Annotated in this window: 15 protein-coding genes; 13 read left to right on the top strand and 2 right to left on the bottom strand. The window is 52.2% G+C overall.

Annotated elements, in window-relative coordinates:
• The first annotated feature begins 82 nt into the window (after nucleotides 1-82).
• The 11 genes from ftsB (at nucleotide 83) to WKR14_RS14085 (ending at nucleotide 10,217) form a co-directional block, all read left to right on the top strand.
• Complete coding sequence (ftsB, locus tag WKR14_RS14135; RefSeq protein WP_039033729.1) at nucleotides 83-385, top strand: cell division protein FtsB; 303 nt, start codon at nucleotides 83-85, stop codon at nucleotides 383-385.
• Nucleotides 386-413: 28 nt separating this feature from the next.
• Nucleotides 414-1,166: a 2-C-methyl-D-erythritol 4-phosphate cytidylyltransferase gene (ispD, locus tag WKR14_RS14130; RefSeq protein WP_339086566.1), complete on the top strand. Its 753-nt coding sequence runs from the start codon at nucleotides 414-416 to the stop codon at nucleotides 1,164-1,166.
• A 15-nt stretch (nucleotides 1,167-1,181) separates the two neighbouring features.
• Nucleotides 1,182-1,661 (top strand): 2-C-methyl-D-erythritol 2,4-cyclodiphosphate synthase, encoded by a 480-nt coding sequence (ispF, locus tag WKR14_RS14125; protein ID WP_101055024.1) that lies wholly within the window; start codon nucleotides 1,182-1,184, stop codon nucleotides 1,659-1,661.
• A gap of 35 nt (nucleotides 1,662-1,696) precedes the next feature.
• Complete coding sequence (gene truD, locus WKR14_RS14120) at nucleotides 1,697-2,761, top strand: tRNA pseudouridine(13) synthase TruD (protein ID WP_101055026.1); 1,065 nt, start codon at nucleotides 1,697-1,699, stop codon at nucleotides 2,759-2,761.
• Nucleotides 2,758-3,504, top strand: a complete 747-nt coding sequence (surE, locus tag WKR14_RS14115; protein WP_339086563.1) for a 5'/3'-nucleotidase SurE — start codon at nucleotides 2,758-2,760, stop codon at nucleotides 3,502-3,504. Before truD ends, surE begins: the two co-directional genes overlap by 4 nt.
• Nucleotides 3,501-4,136, top strand: coding sequence for a protein-L-isoaspartate(D-aspartate) O-methyltransferase (locus tag WKR14_RS14110; protein WP_101055028.1), 636 nt, complete (start codon nucleotides 3,501-3,503; stop codon nucleotides 4,134-4,136). Before surE ends, WKR14_RS14110 begins: the two co-directional genes overlap by 4 nt.
• A gap of 72 nt (nucleotides 4,137-4,208) precedes the next feature.
• On the top strand, nucleotides 4,209-5,102 hold the full coding sequence (locus WKR14_RS14105) for a peptidoglycan DD-metalloendopeptidase family protein (RefSeq protein WP_335922837.1): 894 nt from the start codon (nucleotides 4,209-4,211) through the stop codon (nucleotides 5,100-5,102).
• 78 nt (nucleotides 5,103-5,180) lie between these two features.
• Nucleotides 5,181-6,137: an RNA polymerase sigma factor RpoS gene (gene rpoS, locus WKR14_RS14100; protein WP_025889143.1), complete on the top strand. Its 957-nt coding sequence runs from the start codon at nucleotides 5,181-5,183 to the stop codon at nucleotides 6,135-6,137.
• Nucleotides 6,138-6,834: 697 nt separating this feature from the next.
• Nucleotides 6,835-7,524 carry a phosphate regulon transcriptional regulator PhoB gene (gene phoB / locus WKR14_RS14095; RefSeq protein WP_025011640.1) on the top strand — a complete coding sequence of 230 codons (690 nt, stop codon included), beginning with the start codon at nucleotides 6,835-6,837 and terminating at the stop codon, nucleotides 7,522-7,524.
• A 74-nt stretch (nucleotides 7,525-7,598) separates the two neighbouring features.
• Complete coding sequence (gene phoR, locus WKR14_RS14090) at nucleotides 7,599-8,900, top strand: phosphate regulon sensor histidine kinase PhoR (protein ID WP_101055030.1); 1,302 nt, start codon at nucleotides 7,599-7,601, stop codon at nucleotides 8,898-8,900.
• A gap of 345 nt (nucleotides 8,901-9,245) precedes the next feature.
• A complete protein-coding gene (locus tag WKR14_RS14085; RefSeq protein ID WP_101055032.1) occupies nucleotides 9,246-10,217 on the top strand; it encodes a PstS family phosphate ABC transporter substrate-binding protein in 972 nt (323 codons plus the stop codon).
• Nucleotides 10,218-10,270: 53 nt separating this feature from the next.
• Here WKR14_RS14085 and WKR14_RS14080 read toward each other — a convergent pair whose 3' ends face one another.
• Nucleotides 10,271-11,173 carry a LysR family transcriptional regulator gene (locus WKR14_RS14080; RefSeq protein ID WP_039033736.1) on the bottom strand — a complete coding sequence of 301 codons (903 nt, stop codon included), beginning with the start codon at nucleotides 11,171-11,173 and terminating at the stop codon, nucleotides 10,271-10,273.
• 224 nt (nucleotides 11,174-11,397) lie between these two features.
• On the opposite strand from WKR14_RS14080, the gene WKR14_RS14075 reads away from it, so the two are divergent.
• Together WKR14_RS14075 and recN are read left to right on the top strand one after the other, a co-directional pair.
• The gene (locus tag WKR14_RS14075) at nucleotides 11,398-12,351 is read left to right on the top strand and encodes an AEC family transporter (protein ID WP_101055036.1); all 954 of its coding nucleotides are present in this window, start codon (nucleotides 11,398-11,400) and stop codon (nucleotides 12,349-12,351) included.
• Between the two features lie 92 nt (nucleotides 12,352-12,443).
• Nucleotides 12,444-14,105 (top strand): DNA repair protein RecN, encoded by a 1,662-nt coding sequence (recN, locus tag WKR14_RS14070; RefSeq protein WP_339086559.1) that lies wholly within the window; start codon nucleotides 12,444-12,446, stop codon nucleotides 14,103-14,105.
• 160 nt (nucleotides 14,106-14,265) lie between these two features.
• On the opposite strand, the gene WKR14_RS14065 is transcribed toward recN, so the two are convergent.
• The gene (locus tag WKR14_RS14065; protein WP_101055040.1) at nucleotides 14,266-14,922 is read right to left on the bottom strand and encodes a CoA transferase subunit B; all 657 of its coding nucleotides are present in this window, start codon (nucleotides 14,920-14,922) and stop codon (nucleotides 14,266-14,268) included.
• Nucleotides 14,923-14,931 lie beyond the last annotated feature (9 nt).

Here is a 14,931-nt window from a genome sequence, read left to right as displayed (position 1 = left end):
CAAAAGGCCGCCACTTGGTGGCCTTTTTTGTTGTACTATCAACACTAATCGTATTTTTAGGACATGAGCTGAATTTATCACCATGAAACGACTGCTTTTTGTCATCGTCTTGCTGCTGGGGCTACTGCAATATCGTCTTTGGCTGGGAGAAAACAGTCTGCCGGAGTACTTCCATCTTGAACAGCAGATAGCGGCTCAAAATGACAGCAATGCCAGGCTCGAAGAACGTAACCAGGTACTGAAAGAGGAGATCCGCGATCTACGCAGCGGTACCGAAGCCCTGGAAGAGCGTGCCCGCAATGAGCTGGGGTTAATCAAGAAGGGTGAAACCTTTTATCGGGTTGTTGGTGGTGAGCAGCGTTCCATGTCTTTGGCCAATCAATAACGGCCTAATTTCAACATAACGGATATCCATGAGCGAATCTATTTCCTCCCGAGCCATAGCGGCCGGGCTCCCCAGTGATGAACAAGTGATTGCCATAGTGCCTGCGGCGGGGATAGGCAGTCGCATGGGCGCCGATTGTCCCAAGCAGTATCTGCCGCTTGCCGGCTCCTGTATTTTGGAGCAAACCCTCAAGGGTTTGCTGAGCCACAACGGCATCTCAAAGGTGATAGTAGCGCTGAACCCAGAAGATAGCTTTTTTGGCAAACTGACGGTGGCCAGTCATCCCAAGTTGGAGACTGTCACTGGCGGTAAAGAGCGGGCCGATTCTGTGTTGGCGGCGCTTGAGAGCCTGGTAGCCGACAAGCAATTGCCCGCTAATACCTGGGCTTTGGTACACGACGCTGCCAGACCCTGCCTTACCCATGGCGATATTGATAAGCTGCTTGCTTCACGGAAACAACATCCACAAGGGGCGATACTGGCAGCACCGGTGCGCGACACCATGAAACGCAGTGGCGTCGATGGCTGCATCAGTGAAACGGTTGCCAGAGAAGCACTCTGGCATGCGCTAACGCCGCAGCTGTTTCCACTGCTTACTTTGACCGAGGCGCTGAAAGCGGCGTTGGCCGCCGGTGTGCTGGTGACAGACGAAGCCTCGGCGATGGAGTGGCGCGGAATACACCCGGCGCTTATCAGCGGCCGCAGTGACAATATCAAGGTAACCCATCCGGACGACTTGCCGCTGGCAGCGCTTTATCTGGCGCATCAGCGGGGCAACTGAATACAGGAACAAGCAATGAATATACGTATTGGACACGGTTTTGATGTACATAAATTTGGTGGTGAGCCGCCCTTGATCCTGGGAGGGGTGGAAGTGCCGCACCACACAGGCTTGTTGGCGCACTCGGATGGTGATGTGGTATTGCACGCGATTTCAGATGCGATACTCGGCGCCATGGCACTTGGTGACATAGGTAAACACTTCCCCGATTCAGATGCCGAATTCAAGGGAGCCGACAGCCGGGTGCTGCTGCGTCATTGTTATCGCCTGGCACTGGACAAAGGCTTTCGTCTCGGCAACCTGGATGTGACCATTATTGCCCAGGCGCCCAAGATGGCGCCGCATATTGAAGCCATTCGGCAGATGTTGGCTGAAGATCTGCACACAGATCTCGATTCCATCAACGTCAAGGCGACCACGACAGAAAAACTCGGCTTTACCGGCCGCGGTGAAGGCATTGCGGTAGAAGCCGTGGTGCTGATGTTCGGTATGTAATACCGACTCATTTACAGGAAAAGATTTCAAATAAGATGAATTCATTACACTTTCTCTATGGCAAGCCTCTCTCCAAAGGCGATATGCGCACCAGCAACAGCGATTTTCAGGTGCAGGAAATACTGCCTTTTCTACCCTCGGGCGAGGGTGAGCACCATCTGCTGCATATTCGTAAAGATGGCCTGAATACGGTTCAGGTGGCTGAGATGCTGGCCAAATTGGCCAAGGTGCATCCCAAAGAGGTGACCTTTGCCGGTCAGAAGGACAAGAATGCCATCACAGAGCAGTGGTTCGGCGTACGAATTCCGGGTAAGGAAACACCGGATTGGTTGAGCCTCAACAGTGAGTCGATCACGGTATTGAGTGCGGCGCGTCATAACAAGAAGCTGCGCATTGGCGCGCTTTCCGGGAACCGTTTCAAGCTGGTTCTGCGCCAGATAACCCAGCCGGAAGATGTATTGCAGCGGCTGGAGTCGATTGCCGGGAGCGGCGTACCCAACTATTTCGGTGAACAGCGCTTTGGTCACAACGGCCGTAACATAGAAATGGCGCGGCAGATGCTGCAGGGGCGCAAGGTGAAAGACAGAAACAAGCGCTCTATCTACCTGTCGGCGCTGCGCTCATTATTGTTTAATCAACTGGTCTCTCAGCGCCTGGCGACCCATGGGCTTGAGTGTCTGGATGGTGACTGTGTCATGCTGGCCGGCAGCCGCAGTTTCTTTGTTGCCGAGCGCTGGGATGAGGTATTGCAACAAAGGCTGGCAGAGAAAGATATTTTGCTGTCGGCGCCCATGTGGGGTAGGGGCCAGCCACTTAGCAGTGCCGATGCGTTAGCCTTTGAGACTCAGGTGCTGGCCGAATACCGCGCCGATTGTGAAGGCCTGGAAAAAGCTGGGCTCGAGCAGGAAAGGCGACCACTGTTGCTGCGTCCCGAAGGGATGAAGTACCAGTTTATCGAGCCGGACACTTTGGAGCTGGAGTTCAGCCTTCCAGCCGGCAGCTTTGCAACTTCAGTACTGCGGGAACTGCTCGATTATGATGATGTGACCGAACGTTTGTGGCGTGAGCGCCAGGCGGCTCAGGAAGGAAATCCCGCATGAAAATCTTGGTCAGCAACGATGATGGGGTAACGGCACCAGGGATCCGCGCCCTATCGGAAGCCTTGTCAGCCGTTGCCGAAGTGCTCACTGTGGCACCGGATCGCAACTGCTCTGGAGCCAGTAACTCTTTAACCTTGACGAACCCCTTAAGGATTAATAAGTTAGACAATGGCTACATCTCGGTAAACGGTACACCAACCGATTGTGTTCATCTGGCGATTCGCGAACTCTATGAAGGCGAACCCGACATGGTGGTCTCGGGGATCAATGCCGGTGCCAATATGGGAGACGATACCCTCTATTCAGGCACAGTGGCAGCAGCGATGGAAGGGCGTTTTCTGGGGTTACCGGCTGTGGCCGTATCCCTTGTGGGACGTGAGTTTACGCATTATGACACTGCGGTGGCCTATGCGGTGAAGATCATCATGGGGCTTAAGAAGCATCCTATTGCCTCTGATCAGATCCTCAATATCAATGTGCCGGATCTGCCTCTCGATGAAATCAAGGGGATACGGGTTACTCGGCTCGGCGCCCGTCATAAGGCTGAGGGTATGGTCAGAGCCAGAGATCCTCACGGCCGTGAGGTATTTTGGTTGGGGCCACCCGGGATTGAACTGGATGTGGGTGAAGATACCGACTTTTATGCTGTGTCTCAGGGATATGTGTCCATCACCCCATTAACTGTAGATTTAACCGCCTATCGGCAGCTGTCTCAATTGCAACACTGGATAGAAAAACTATGACCCGGGTAGCCTCCACATCGGCATTGAATTTAACCAAAAAACTGCAGGAAGCAGGGATCCGTCATCCGGGTCTGTTGCAGGTGGTGGCCAAAACCCCCAGAGAGTTGTTTCTTGATGGCGCATTGGCGCATAAGGCTTATGAAAACACTGCTCTCCCTATAGGCTCAGGCCAGACCATATCCCAGCCTTATATTGTGGCGAGAATGACTGAGTTATTGTTGGAGCATAATCCTGCCAAGGTGTTGGAAATTGGTACCGGCTCAGGGTATCAGGCGGCGGTATTGGCGCAGTTGGTGCCTGAACTTTTCACCGTTGAGCGGATCAAAAGCCTGCAAATCCAAGCTCGTCAACGTCTCAAACGCCTGGATCTACATAATGTCCATTTCAAATACGGTGATGGTTGGCAAGGCTGGCCCAACAGGGCACCCTTCGATGCCATCATGGTGACTGCGGCGGCCTCTGATATCCCTGCCGCCTTGCTGGAACAGTTGGCTGAGGGGGGAGTATTGGTGATCCCTGTCGGTGATGAGAGTCAGCAGTTGTTGAAGATCCGTCGGGAAAAGGGACAGTTTATTTCTCAGGTGATCGAGGCGGTGAAATTTGTGCCTTTAATCAGTGGCGGCTTAGCCTGATACTTATTACAGCGTGCAGGAGTATTCTTGAATCCATTGCATTTCAGCCAGTTATTGCAACGAAAGACGTCATTGTTTTGGCGTCTTGGCTCAGTGCTGTTGGTCACTCTGGTTTCTGGATGTAGTTTTCAGGCTCACAGGCCGGCTCCGGTCGAATCTATTTATGGTGTAAAACGGCCGGCAATAGAAAGAGGCTCAATCCAATCTGATACTTACAAGGTGAGAAAAGGCGATACCCTTTATTCCATTGCCTGGGGAGCCGGTAAAGACTATGCGCAAATAGCCAAGTTAAATCAGCTAGATAAGTCTTATACCATCTACCCTGGACAGGTACTTATTCTTGAAAGTAAAAAAAATGTTAAACATTCATCGCGGCTGAACTCGAGTAAAAACTCCAAACCTCAATCTCAAAAACCAAAAGATAAGGTATATAAAAAACAAACGGTTAAGCAGAAACAGGCCGTTGCTCAAGCTAAGCAAAATAAGCCGAAAAAAACACTTGATCCCAAACCAAAGTCTGCTTACCCTGTATCCAATGGTAAACAGAATGTTAACCATGTTGTCCGCAAGCCGAGTTCGACTCTGCCGGACAAAGTCAGTCGCTGGATATGGCCGGTCAATGGCCGGGTGATTGGCGCTTTCTCTGCCAAAGAGCAGGGAAATAAAGGAATCAAGATAGCCGGTAACCGAGGCGATATTATTAAAGCCACTGCCGATGGTCGGGTGGTCTATGCGGGTAATGCTTTGCGGGGTTATGGAAACCTCGTCATTATCAAACATAGTGATGACTATCTCAGCGCTTACGCCCACGCCGATAAGATCTTGGTCAAGGAAAAGCAGCATGTGTCTGCCGGGCAGACGGTTGCGAAGATGGGAAGCACAGGCACCAACCAGGTCATGCTGCACTTTGAGATCCGCTACCATGGTCAGTCTGTCAATCCACTCAATTATTTACCCAAACGCTGATTGTTTGGGAGCCAAAATTGGCATATGGAGGATAAAAAACGATGTAAATTAGTTTGTTAAGGTTTGGGAGAGAATATTATGAGCCGCAAAAATGCTAGCGCACCCGTGGAAGAGCTTGTAGATTTATCCGTAAACGACACGGAAGTGGCGTCGAAGAAGGAAGAAGCTCTGGCCGAAATGGTTCAGGATGACCTGCAAAAAAACTTAGACGCGACCCAACTTTATCTGAGTGAAATCGGATTTTCCCCTTTGCTGAGTGCAGAAGAAGAAGTTTTTTTCTCGCGCAAGGCCCTCAAAGGTTGTGAAAAATCACGCAACCGCATGATCGAAAGTAATTTACGCCTCGTGGTCAAAATAGCCCGCCGTTACAACAACCGTGGCTTGGCACTCTTGGATCTGATTGAAGAAGGCAATCTTGGTCTGATCCGTGCCGTAGAGAAGTTTGACCCCGAGCGCGGCTTCCGTTTCTCCACTTATGCCACCTGGTGGATCCGCCAGACCATAGAGCGAGCCATAATGAATCAGACCCGCACCATACGTCTGCCTATTCATGTGGTGAAAGAGCTCAATGTGTATCTGCGTACAGCCCGGGAGTTGGCCCATAAGCTGGATCACGAACCCACAGCCGAAGAGATAGCCGAAAAGCTGGAACTGCCGAGCAGTGATGTCAGCAAGATGCTGAAGCTGAATGAGAGGATCACCTCGGTCGACACCCCGATAGGCGGTGACAACGACAAGGCTCTGCTCGATGTGTTGGCAGACGATGATGAGATGACGCCGGATGCCCAGGTGCAGGAAGAAGACATTTCCAACTCAGTGGTTAAGTGGCTCAATGAGCTTAATACCAAGCAAAGAGAAGTGCTTGCCAGACGCTTTGGCCTACTGGGATATGAGCCTTCCACTCTGGAAGATGTGGGCTCGGAAATTGGCCTGACCCGTGAAAGAGTGCGGCAAATTCAGGTGGAGGCATTGAAACGCCTGCGCGACATACTCTCTTCTCAGGGATTGTCGGTAGAGGCTTTGTTCAAGGCCTAGATAAGTTTGCAATAGCGCCCAAAGAATCTAATCCCGAACAGATGTATCTGGCGACTTGAAGGGGTTCATGCAAAAGATAAAAATCCGATGCTCATATGTCATCGGATTTTTTGTCATTCAGCTTCGTTGCTTCCCAGCCTCATCCAGCGTCTTGGCAAACAAAACTCGTTAGCATGGCGTCGCCAGCCTCAGGTTCGTACTCGAAGGCCATGAGTTGCTTTTCGTTTTCGGGCTGGTTTCAGGTACTAGCCTGATGGTGTTTCATTGAACTCCCGTGTTTGTTTATCGCCAAAAATCGCCGGTAATCACACCAGTTGACTTGATTTCAGACCGGCAAGTTGGACCGGACATGCGATCACTTTAAGCATCGGCAGATTATGTGTCAGCGCCTTGAGCTGTGTCATATGTTCCGAGCCTGGTTCAACTTGATTATTATCTTTTGGGAAATGTGGGATTTATTTCCAGGTAAGATATTGTTTGGTATATGTTTTTGTTATGGATTTACACGCATTAGGATTGTTGCCGATAGCGGCTAATGGAGAGGTTTTAAAGATATTTTTATCAGGGTTTCAAGTGTTTAATCCGGAAAATTATGACAAAATGGTGGCGTTAATAGGGCTTAAACGAGTCTTTTTCATAATTTTGTAATAAAACTGTCCAATAATGGCCACGTGGAAATTCACTGACAGAAACCGTTATGACTGCAAGGATTTTAATAGTAGAAGATGAGTTGGCTATCCGTGAGATGCTGACTTTTGTTATGGAACAACACGGGTACACCACCAGTGCCGCCGAGGACTTTGACTCTGCGCTAGCACTGCTCAAGGAACCTTATCCGGATCTTATTCTGCTGGACTGGATGTTTCCGGGTGGTAGCGGTATCCAGTTTGCCAAGCGATTGAAGCAAGATGAGTTTACCCGCCAGATCCCCATTATCATGCTCACCGCCCGCGGTGAGGAAGAGGACAAGGTCAAAGGCCTGGAAGTGGGCGCCGATGACTATATTACCAAGCCGTTTTCCCCCAAGGAGCTTGTGGCTCGCATCAAGGCGGTTCTCAGACGCGCCGCGCCAACCCGCCTGGAAGAAACCATAGATGTGCAGGGCCTGACCCTGGATCCTGTCAGCCACAGGGTCACTGTGGGAGATTCCGTGCTGGAGATGGGGCCGACCGAGTTTCGTTTGCTGCACTTTTTTATGACTCACCCGGAACGGGTCTACAGCCGTGAGCAGCTGCTGGACAATGTTTGGGGCACCAATGTCTATGTCGAAGACAGAACCGTGGATGTGCATATTCGTCGCTTAAGGAAAGCTGTGGAGCTGTCCGGGCACGATAAACTGATCCAAACGGTTCGCGGCGCAGGTTACCGCTTCTCTACCCGTATCTAGCGGGGTAACAATGGGCACGGGCCGGGTTTTGCGTTATCTTGTGCAACCATCGGCCTTTTGCCTGGGCATTTTCTATGTTTGATTCCTATTCGGGTTATCGGCTGTTTTCCCGTCTGATGCTGTACCTGGCGGCTTGTCTGCTTCTTGGGTTGCTGCTTGGTCAGTTGCTCTTGGTACTGTGTCTGGGAGCTTTTCTATTATTGGGTTGGCATTATCGCCAGCTTATTCGGCTCAATTACTGGTTGTGGCGCGATCGCCGCTTAACGCCGCCTCAGGGCAGCGGCAGCTGGGAAGGGGTGTTCAATGGCATCTATCGCCTGCAGGGGAAAAACCGCAAGCGGGTGAGTCAGTTGGCCGGCTTATTGGGACGGTTTCGTCAGGGGGCAGAAGCGCTTCCTGATGCGGCTGTGGTACTTGATTCAGAGCACAATATCCTCTGGTGTAACAAGTTGGCGCAGTTGCTGCTCGGCTTTGTCTGGCCGCAGGATAATGGTCAGCGAATAGATAACCTTATCCGGCATCCCGACTTTTCGACCTATTTGAAAAAGGGCCATTACAAGGAGCCGCTGGAGCTGCCGTCCCCGGTTTCGGATAGACGTTTGCTGGAAGTGCGTTTGATGGCTTACGGCGACAGGCAGCTGTTGCTGATTGCTCGGGATATCACCCGGGTTAGGCAACTCGAGGGAATGCGTAAAGAGTTTGTTGCCAACGTCTCCCATGAGCTGAAGACGCCGCTCACTGTGCTGCAGGGATACCTTGAGATGATGCAGAGCATGGCCGAACCTGATTCCCCCAATGTCAAGGCGCTGGAGTTGATGCAACAGCAGACCGGCCGGATGCAATCCATGGTAGAGCAGCTGTTGGCGTTGTCGCGGATTGAAGATGCCGCCGATATCAACCTGGAACACACAGTGGATATGCAGCAGTTGATGACCACCTTAAAAGAGGAGGGCGAAGCGCTCTCCCGTGGCCGCTACCAACTGAGCTTCTATGCCGAACCAGGGCTCAATACCCATGGCAATGAGTTGCAGCTGCGCAGTGCCTGCTCCAATCTATTGTCTAACGCCATACGTTACACAGAGCCGGGCGGCAGTATTGAGGTGCGCTGGCAACGGGTGGCAACCGGCGCCATGTTCAGTGTTAAAGACAGTGGTGAAGGGATTGCACCGCAGCATATCAGTCGTCTGACCGAACGCTTCTATCGGGTCGACAGTGCACGCTCGCGGCAAACTGGTGGCAGTGGTTTGGGGTTGGCGATAGTGAAACACGCCCTCAGTCATCACCACAGCGAACTTAAGGTGGCCAGTGAGCTGGGTAAGGGCAGTACTTTCAGCTTTGTGATCCCGCAGCATCTGCTGGAGCAGCAAGATTCTTGAAGCGCTAGAATGGACGAATGTTATTAAGGAGCCGCTGGCTCCTTTTTGTTATCTGGTGCGAAGGGGAATTACTTTGGTGCTTGTGTCACCGGCAGTAAGCTTCAGATTTTGATTATACAAACTCTTCGCCACAAAAAGTGAGCGGCTTAAACAGTACCTTTAGTCGAAGGCCCTTTATGTCGAAACTATTGAAACTGTGCTACCGGCTAATTTCAATCCCTTATTGGTTTCGAATTTATTTTGGGCTGTCATGCAACTGTCATTTTAAAGTCATAGACTTGTCATTGTGGCAATTGATACTGGCTGCGTTTTAGAAACCAATTTCGGTAAACACTGGAGCAAATAATGAAATTGAAACAGCTTGTCGGTGCGGTGACTCTTACAGCCGCTGGTGTATTCTCAGCAGCATCTATGGCTGCTATCGATCAGTCACTGCCAACCTACGAGAAAACAAGTGGCGTATCCGGTAACTTGTCTTCTGTCGGTTCTGACACTCTGGCCAACATGATGACTCTGTGGGCAGAAGAATTCAAACAGATGTACCCTAACGTCAACATCCAGATCCAGGCTGCCGGTTCTTCAACTGCGCCTCCAGCTCTGACTGAAGGGACTTCTCAGTTCGGCCCTATGAGCCGCAAGATGAAGCCAAACGAAGAGGAAGCGTTTGAAAAGCACTTTGGTTACAAGCCAACTGCGATTCGTGTTGCCATTGATGCTCTGGCAGTATTTGTTCACAAGGACAACCCAATCAAGGGGCTGAGCATAGAGCAGGTTGATGCCATCTTCTCCTCTACCCATAAGTGTGGTGGCAGCGATATCACTCGCTGGGGTGATGCCGGTCTGGACGGAAGCTGGTCTGCCAAGGACATTCAGCTGTATGGCCGTAACTCAGTATCCGGTACTTACGGTTACTTCAAGAAGAAAGCCCTGTGTAAGGGTGACTTCAAAGCCAATGTGAACGAGCAGCCAGGCAGCGCCTCAGTGGTTCAGTCCGTATCTCAGTCGCTGAACGCTATCGGTTACTCAGGCATAGGTTACAAGACAGCCGGTGTTAAAGCCGTGGCTCTGTCGAAGAAGGGCGACGACTATATCGCTGCAACGCCAGAGAACGCTGCCAGCGGTACTTATCCACTGTCACGCTACCTCTACGTCTACATCAACAAGCATCCAAACAAAGAGCTGTCACCCATGCAGCGCGAGTTTGTCCGCTATGTCCTGTCCAAGCAGGGTCAGCAGGTTGTTGAGAAAGACGGTTATGTTGCACTGCCAAGAAGTGTGATTGCCAAAGACCTGGAGAAGGCTGGTATCCGTCTGTAAGACTTACCCCTTCGAACAAAAGCCCGCATCGCGGGCTTTTTTGCGTCTGCGTTTCAGTCCATGGAAAACAGTGCAGGGGCGCGCTGTTGCATGAACTCGATAAAGAGTTTTACCTTGAGTGGTTGCTGGCTGCGTTGATGATAGAGCAGGGAGATACGGCGTTTTTCTCCTTTCCACTCCGGCAGCAATACCTGTAGCCGGCCATCTTTCAACTCCTGTTTGCAAAAGAGCTCAGGGCCGTAAAGAATACCGCCGTCATTCAAAGTTGCGCGGATGGCACCGTGGAGATCCGTCAGGGTCAGGTTGGCCGGGCCGTCATAATAGAAGGCGTCGCCATCGGGATGGCGCAGCGACCAGTTGAACAGAGGCCAGACCTTGATAACCTTGTGCTGGCTGAGCTGCTGCGGATGATTGAATACCGGCGCCTTTCGAAGATACCCGGGGGAAGCCACCAGGCGATAATCCAAGACCCCGAGAGAGCAGGAGACCCAGGAGGAGTCCGGCTGGGTGCCGCCGACTATGGCAACATCTATGCCTTTGTCGATAAGGTCCACCACCTCATTGCTTTGGGCAATATGCAGTTTGATATCCGGATAGCACTCGCAAAATTCGTTCAGTGTCTCGATGAATATCATAGAGATAATCGAGATGGGGGCGGCAATTCTCAAGGTGCCTTCGGGCTTGTCGGCGCAGGTGCCGCTGGCCAGGGCATCAAACTGGGCTATCAGTTGCTGATAGCGTTGGAACAACTCCAGTCCCTCTTCGGTCAACCTCAGTTTGCGGGTGGTGCGCATCAGCAGTTGTTTATCCAGCACAGATTCCAGCTTGGCTAGTTTGCGGCTGACGGTGGCCACCGGCATATTCAGTACTTTGGCGGCCTGGGAGAAACTACCGGCATTGACCAGATGTACAAACAAGTAGAGCAGTTGCAGTTCGGGAGCCTGATTGTCACTCATTGCTGTTCCTCAATGTGCCAAGGATATGTTTAAAACGCTTGTCTGCCGATGTCTACGACCATAGCGCAATGGCTGGCAGAAAACGGCTGTGGTAACTTGTCGGCAATCTCTGCCGAACTTAACTTAGCTGTACTGATAAGGGCAGGCAAGATACAGAATTCCCCGCCATTTTCGCAGATCCTCGGCGGGAGTACGACAGTCAAAGTCAGCAAAATGGAAGAAGTATGACTGGAATCATTACTCCGCTGATCTCTGTGTTTGGCATTATGCTCGCAGGTTCACTGGTACAGAAAAGCAAAATCCTGCCGGATGGTACGGACGCCGCCCTTAATCAATATGTTTACTACATAGCTTTTCCGGCCATTATGATGATAGTGCTGGCAAGAACCTCTTTCGAGGAGATCTTCCAGTGGCATTTCATCTTCGGTTTCAGCTTGGCAATGATGCTGACCTACCTTCTGGTGTTGCTGATTTCCGGCTGTTTCAGGGCCGGCCAGGGGGTAGGGGCAATTCGCGCTTTGAATGCCACCTTTGGCAATACCGCCTTTATTGGTATCCCCATGATGATGATAGTCTACCCGGGAAACCAGTTGGCGCTGGCCGCTGCGGCCATTGCCAGCCTGTTGTCTGTGGTGATGTTTGCCATCGCCCTGGTGTCGCTGGAGCTCGCTAGAGATACAGAAAATAAGGCCCATCCTTTGCTGATTATTGTTGAAGCGCTGGCGAAAAACCCGATTGTTATCGGCAGCGCCCTGGGCGTTGCCGTCTCGGCATCCGGTATGGCTCTGCCGGATGGGATAGAGATGATGATAAGCCAGATAGGCGCCACCTCCAGCCCCTGTGCCCTGTTTGCCATCGGCATGGTGTTGGCCAAGGCGACCCGGGTTCGCGGCGCCACCCGTGTACCTGGGCCTTGGCAGTTGGCCGAGCTTTTTGGTATCAACGCCTGCAAGCTACTGCTGCAACCTCTGCTGGCTTATCTGTTATTGAAAGCCATGGGGATCAGCGGCACCAATCTGCAGATGGGCGTTATCCTTGCGGCCCTGCCTACGGCAGCGAGTGTATACTTACTGGCGCAGCGTTATGACACCAAGGCCGGGGTCAGTGCTCAGGGGATACTACTGGGCACGCTGATCACCTTTATCAGTTTGCCTTTGATAGCGGCATGGGCTGTTTAGGGAAGAACACAGGGAATAATTAATCGACAGATATTTACTGTATAAAAAATCAGTATATACTGTTTATCAATACAGTGTTTTGGGAATTCATTATGCTTTGCCAACTCAGCATCAATAACTTTGCCATAGTGCGTTTTCTGGAGCTGGACTTCCGTCCGGGAATGACCAGCATTACCGGCGAGACCGGGGCGGGTAAATCCATTGCCATCGATGCCCTGGGGCTTTGTCTCGGCAACCGGGCTGATGCCGCCAGTGTGCGTCCCGGTGCCAGCAAGACGGAAGTCAGTGCCCGTTTCTCTCTGGCGGATGTCCCTCTGGCCAAGCGTTGGCTGGAAGATAATGACCTCGAACTCGAAGATGAATGTATTCTCCGGCGCACCATTGGCAGCGATGGCCGCTCCCGCGCCTATATCAATGGTAACCCTGTGCCGCTGACTCAGCTCAAGGCGTTGGGGCCCTTGCTGGTGGGGATCCACGGCCAGCATGCCCATCACGCCATGCTCAAGACAGAGCAGCAACTTTACCTGCTGGACAGCTATGCCAATCATAAGCTGTTGCTCGATGGTGTCAGCAGTGCCTATCAGCGTTATCGCCAAATCGAGCAGGAACTGCGGCAACTGGTGCTGTCGCAGCAGGAGAGAATTGCCCGCAAGCAGTTACTCAGTTATCAGGTGGAAGAACTCAACGACTTTGCCCTCGGGGAGCATGAATTTGCCGAGATAGATCAGGAGCACAAGCGCCTGGCCAACAGCACGGCGCTGATCGAGTCCTGTCAGTTGGCCCTGATGCTGCTTAGCGAGGGCGAAGAGGCCAACATAGAGTCATTGCTGAACCGGGCCGTGCATATCAGTGCCGAGCTGGAGAGTGTCGATGCTGAGCTGGCCAATGTCGGCGGTATGCTCAACGATGCCCTGATCCAGGTGCAGGAAAGCAGCAGCGAGCTGCAGCGCTATCTGGACAAACTCGAGTTGGATCCTGAACACTTTGCCATGCTGGAGGCGCGACTTTCCAAGGCGATGCAATTGGCGCGCAAGCATCAGGTGATGCCCTCAGAGTTGTATCAACACCATCAGCAGTTGCTGGCCGAACTGGGTAGCCTCGACTCAGATGAGCAGAAGCTCGAAGAGATAGAGCAGCAATTGGAAGCCAGCAAACAGAATTATCTGACCCAGGCGCAGAAACTCAGTCAGAGCCGCAGCCGCTATGCCAAAGAGTTGGACAAGTTGGTCACGGCTTCCATCCATGAACTCAATATGCCCAAGGGCAAGTTCAGCATAGCGGTGGAGTTTAATCCTGAGCAGATGTCGGTCAATGGCAGTGACAGGGTGGAGTTTCTGGTGACCACCAACCCGGGACAACCCCTGCAGAGCCTGGCCAAGGTGGCCTCGGGGGGCGAGCTTTCCCGTATCGGCTTGGGTATTCAGGTGATAACTGCCCGTAAGGTAGCTACCCCGACACTTATTTTTGACGAGGTGGATGTGGGGATTTCCGGGCCAACGGCGGCCGTGGTGGGCCGCATGTTGCGCACCTTGGGAGAATCGACCCAGGTATTGTGTGTGACTCATCTGCCGCAGGTGGCAGGTAACGGCCATCAGCACATGTTTGTTGCCAAACATGCCAAGGGCAGTGGTACTGAAACCTCTATGGTGGCGCTGGATAAAGAGCAGCGGGTACAGGAGTTGGCCAGGTTGCTTGGTGGCGATACCATTACCAGCAATACTCTGGCCAATGCCCGAGAGTTGCTGAGCAGTTAAAAGCGACGTTTTGCAAGTTTTGAGATAAAACAGCCACAACCAATATTATCCGCGGGATTTTTGAGTCGCGATGGCGACTCAAAAACTATGGTCCGCTGAAAATCGGCCCGGTCAATGTCGGCCTATTGAGAGTCACAATAGGCCTCAGAGACTTAATTTCTTACAAGATCATCTCTGGCACATGTTCCGGGACGATAAGCTTGCCGGCGGTTTTGGCAACTATCTCCTCGACACTCACACCTGGCGCCCGCTCCAGCAGGTGGAAGGCGCCGTCCTTGATTTCGATAAAGGCCAGGTCTGTCAGTACCCGCTTGATGCAGCCGTAACCCGTGAGCGGCAACTCGCATTTGCTCAGTAGTTTGGAGTTGCCGTGTTTGTCGGCGTGCATCATGGTGACTATGATATTGTCGGCGCCGGCCACCAAGTCCATGGCACCGCCCATGCCTTTAACCAGCTTGCCGGGGATCATCCATGAGGCGATAGAACCTTCGACATCCACCTCGAACGCGCCCAGTACCGTGAGATCCACATGCCCGCCACGGATCATGGCGAAGCTCTCGGCGCTTGAGAAGAAAGACGCGCCCTTGACGGCGGTAACGGTTTGCTTGCCGGCGTTGATCAGATCCGGATCTATAGTGTCTTCGGTGGGGAATTCACCCATCCCCAAGAGGCCGTTTTCCGATTGCAGCATCACCTGCATGCCCTCGGGGATATAGTTGGCCACCAGAGTCGGGATACCTATCCCCAGGTTGACGTAGTAACCGTCTTTGAGTTCCTTGGCGACGCGTTGGGCCAGTTGTTCTCTTGAAAGTGCCATTTTGCTCTC

Origin of the sequence: Shewanella chilikensis (assembly GCF_037953065.1) — a bacterium.
GTDB classification, from domain to species: domain Bacteria; phylum Pseudomonadota; class Gammaproteobacteria; order Enterobacterales; family Shewanellaceae; genus Shewanella; species Shewanella chilikensis.
This window is presented reverse-complemented; position numbering and strand designations above follow the sequence as displayed.

Coding starts and splice junctions, on each gene's coding strand:
- truD (WP_101055026.1), top strand. CDS start 1,697: ATGAATTCATTACACTTTCTCTATGGCAAGCCTCTCTCCAAAGGCGAT.
- phoR (WP_101055030.1), top strand. CDS start 7,599: ATGTTTGATTCCTATTCGGGTTATCGGCTGTTTTCCCGTCTGATGCTG.
- ispF (WP_101055024.1), top strand. CDS start 1,182: ATGAATATACGTATTGGACACGGTTTTGATGTACATAAATTTGGTGGT.
- surE (WP_339086563.1), top strand. CDS start 2,758: ATGAAAATCTTGGTCAGCAACGATGATGGGGTAACGGCACCAGGGATC.
- ispD (WP_339086566.1), top strand. CDS start 414: ATGAGCGAATCTATTTCCTCCCGAGCCATAGCGGCCGGGCTCCCCAGT.
- WKR14_RS14110 (WP_101055028.1), top strand. CDS start 3,501: ATGACCCGGGTAGCCTCCACATCGGCATTGAATTTAACCAAAAAACTG.
- WKR14_RS14075 (WP_101055036.1), top strand. CDS start 11,398: ATGACTGGAATCATTACTCCGCTGATCTCTGTGTTTGGCATTATGCTC.
- recN (WP_339086559.1), top strand. CDS start 12,444: ATGCTTTGCCAACTCAGCATCAATAACTTTGCCATAGTGCGTTTTCTG.
- WKR14_RS14080 (WP_039033736.1), bottom strand. CDS start 11,173: ATGAGTGACAATCAGGCTCCCGAACTGCAACTGCTCTACTTGTTTGTA.
- rpoS (WP_025889143.1), top strand. CDS start 5,181: ATGAGCCGCAAAAATGCTAGCGCACCCGTGGAAGAGCTTGTAGATTTA.
- WKR14_RS14065 (WP_101055040.1), bottom strand. CDS start 14,922: ATGGCACTTTCAAGAGAACAACTGGCCCAACGCGTCGCCAAGGAACTC.
- phoB (WP_025011640.1), top strand. CDS start 6,835: ATGACTGCAAGGATTTTAATAGTAGAAGATGAGTTGGCTATCCGTGAG.
- ftsB (WP_039033729.1), top strand. CDS start 83: ATGAAACGACTGCTTTTTGTCATCGTCTTGCTGCTGGGGCTACTGCAA.
- WKR14_RS14085 (WP_101055032.1), top strand. CDS start 9,246: ATGAAATTGAAACAGCTTGTCGGTGCGGTGACTCTTACAGCCGCTGGT.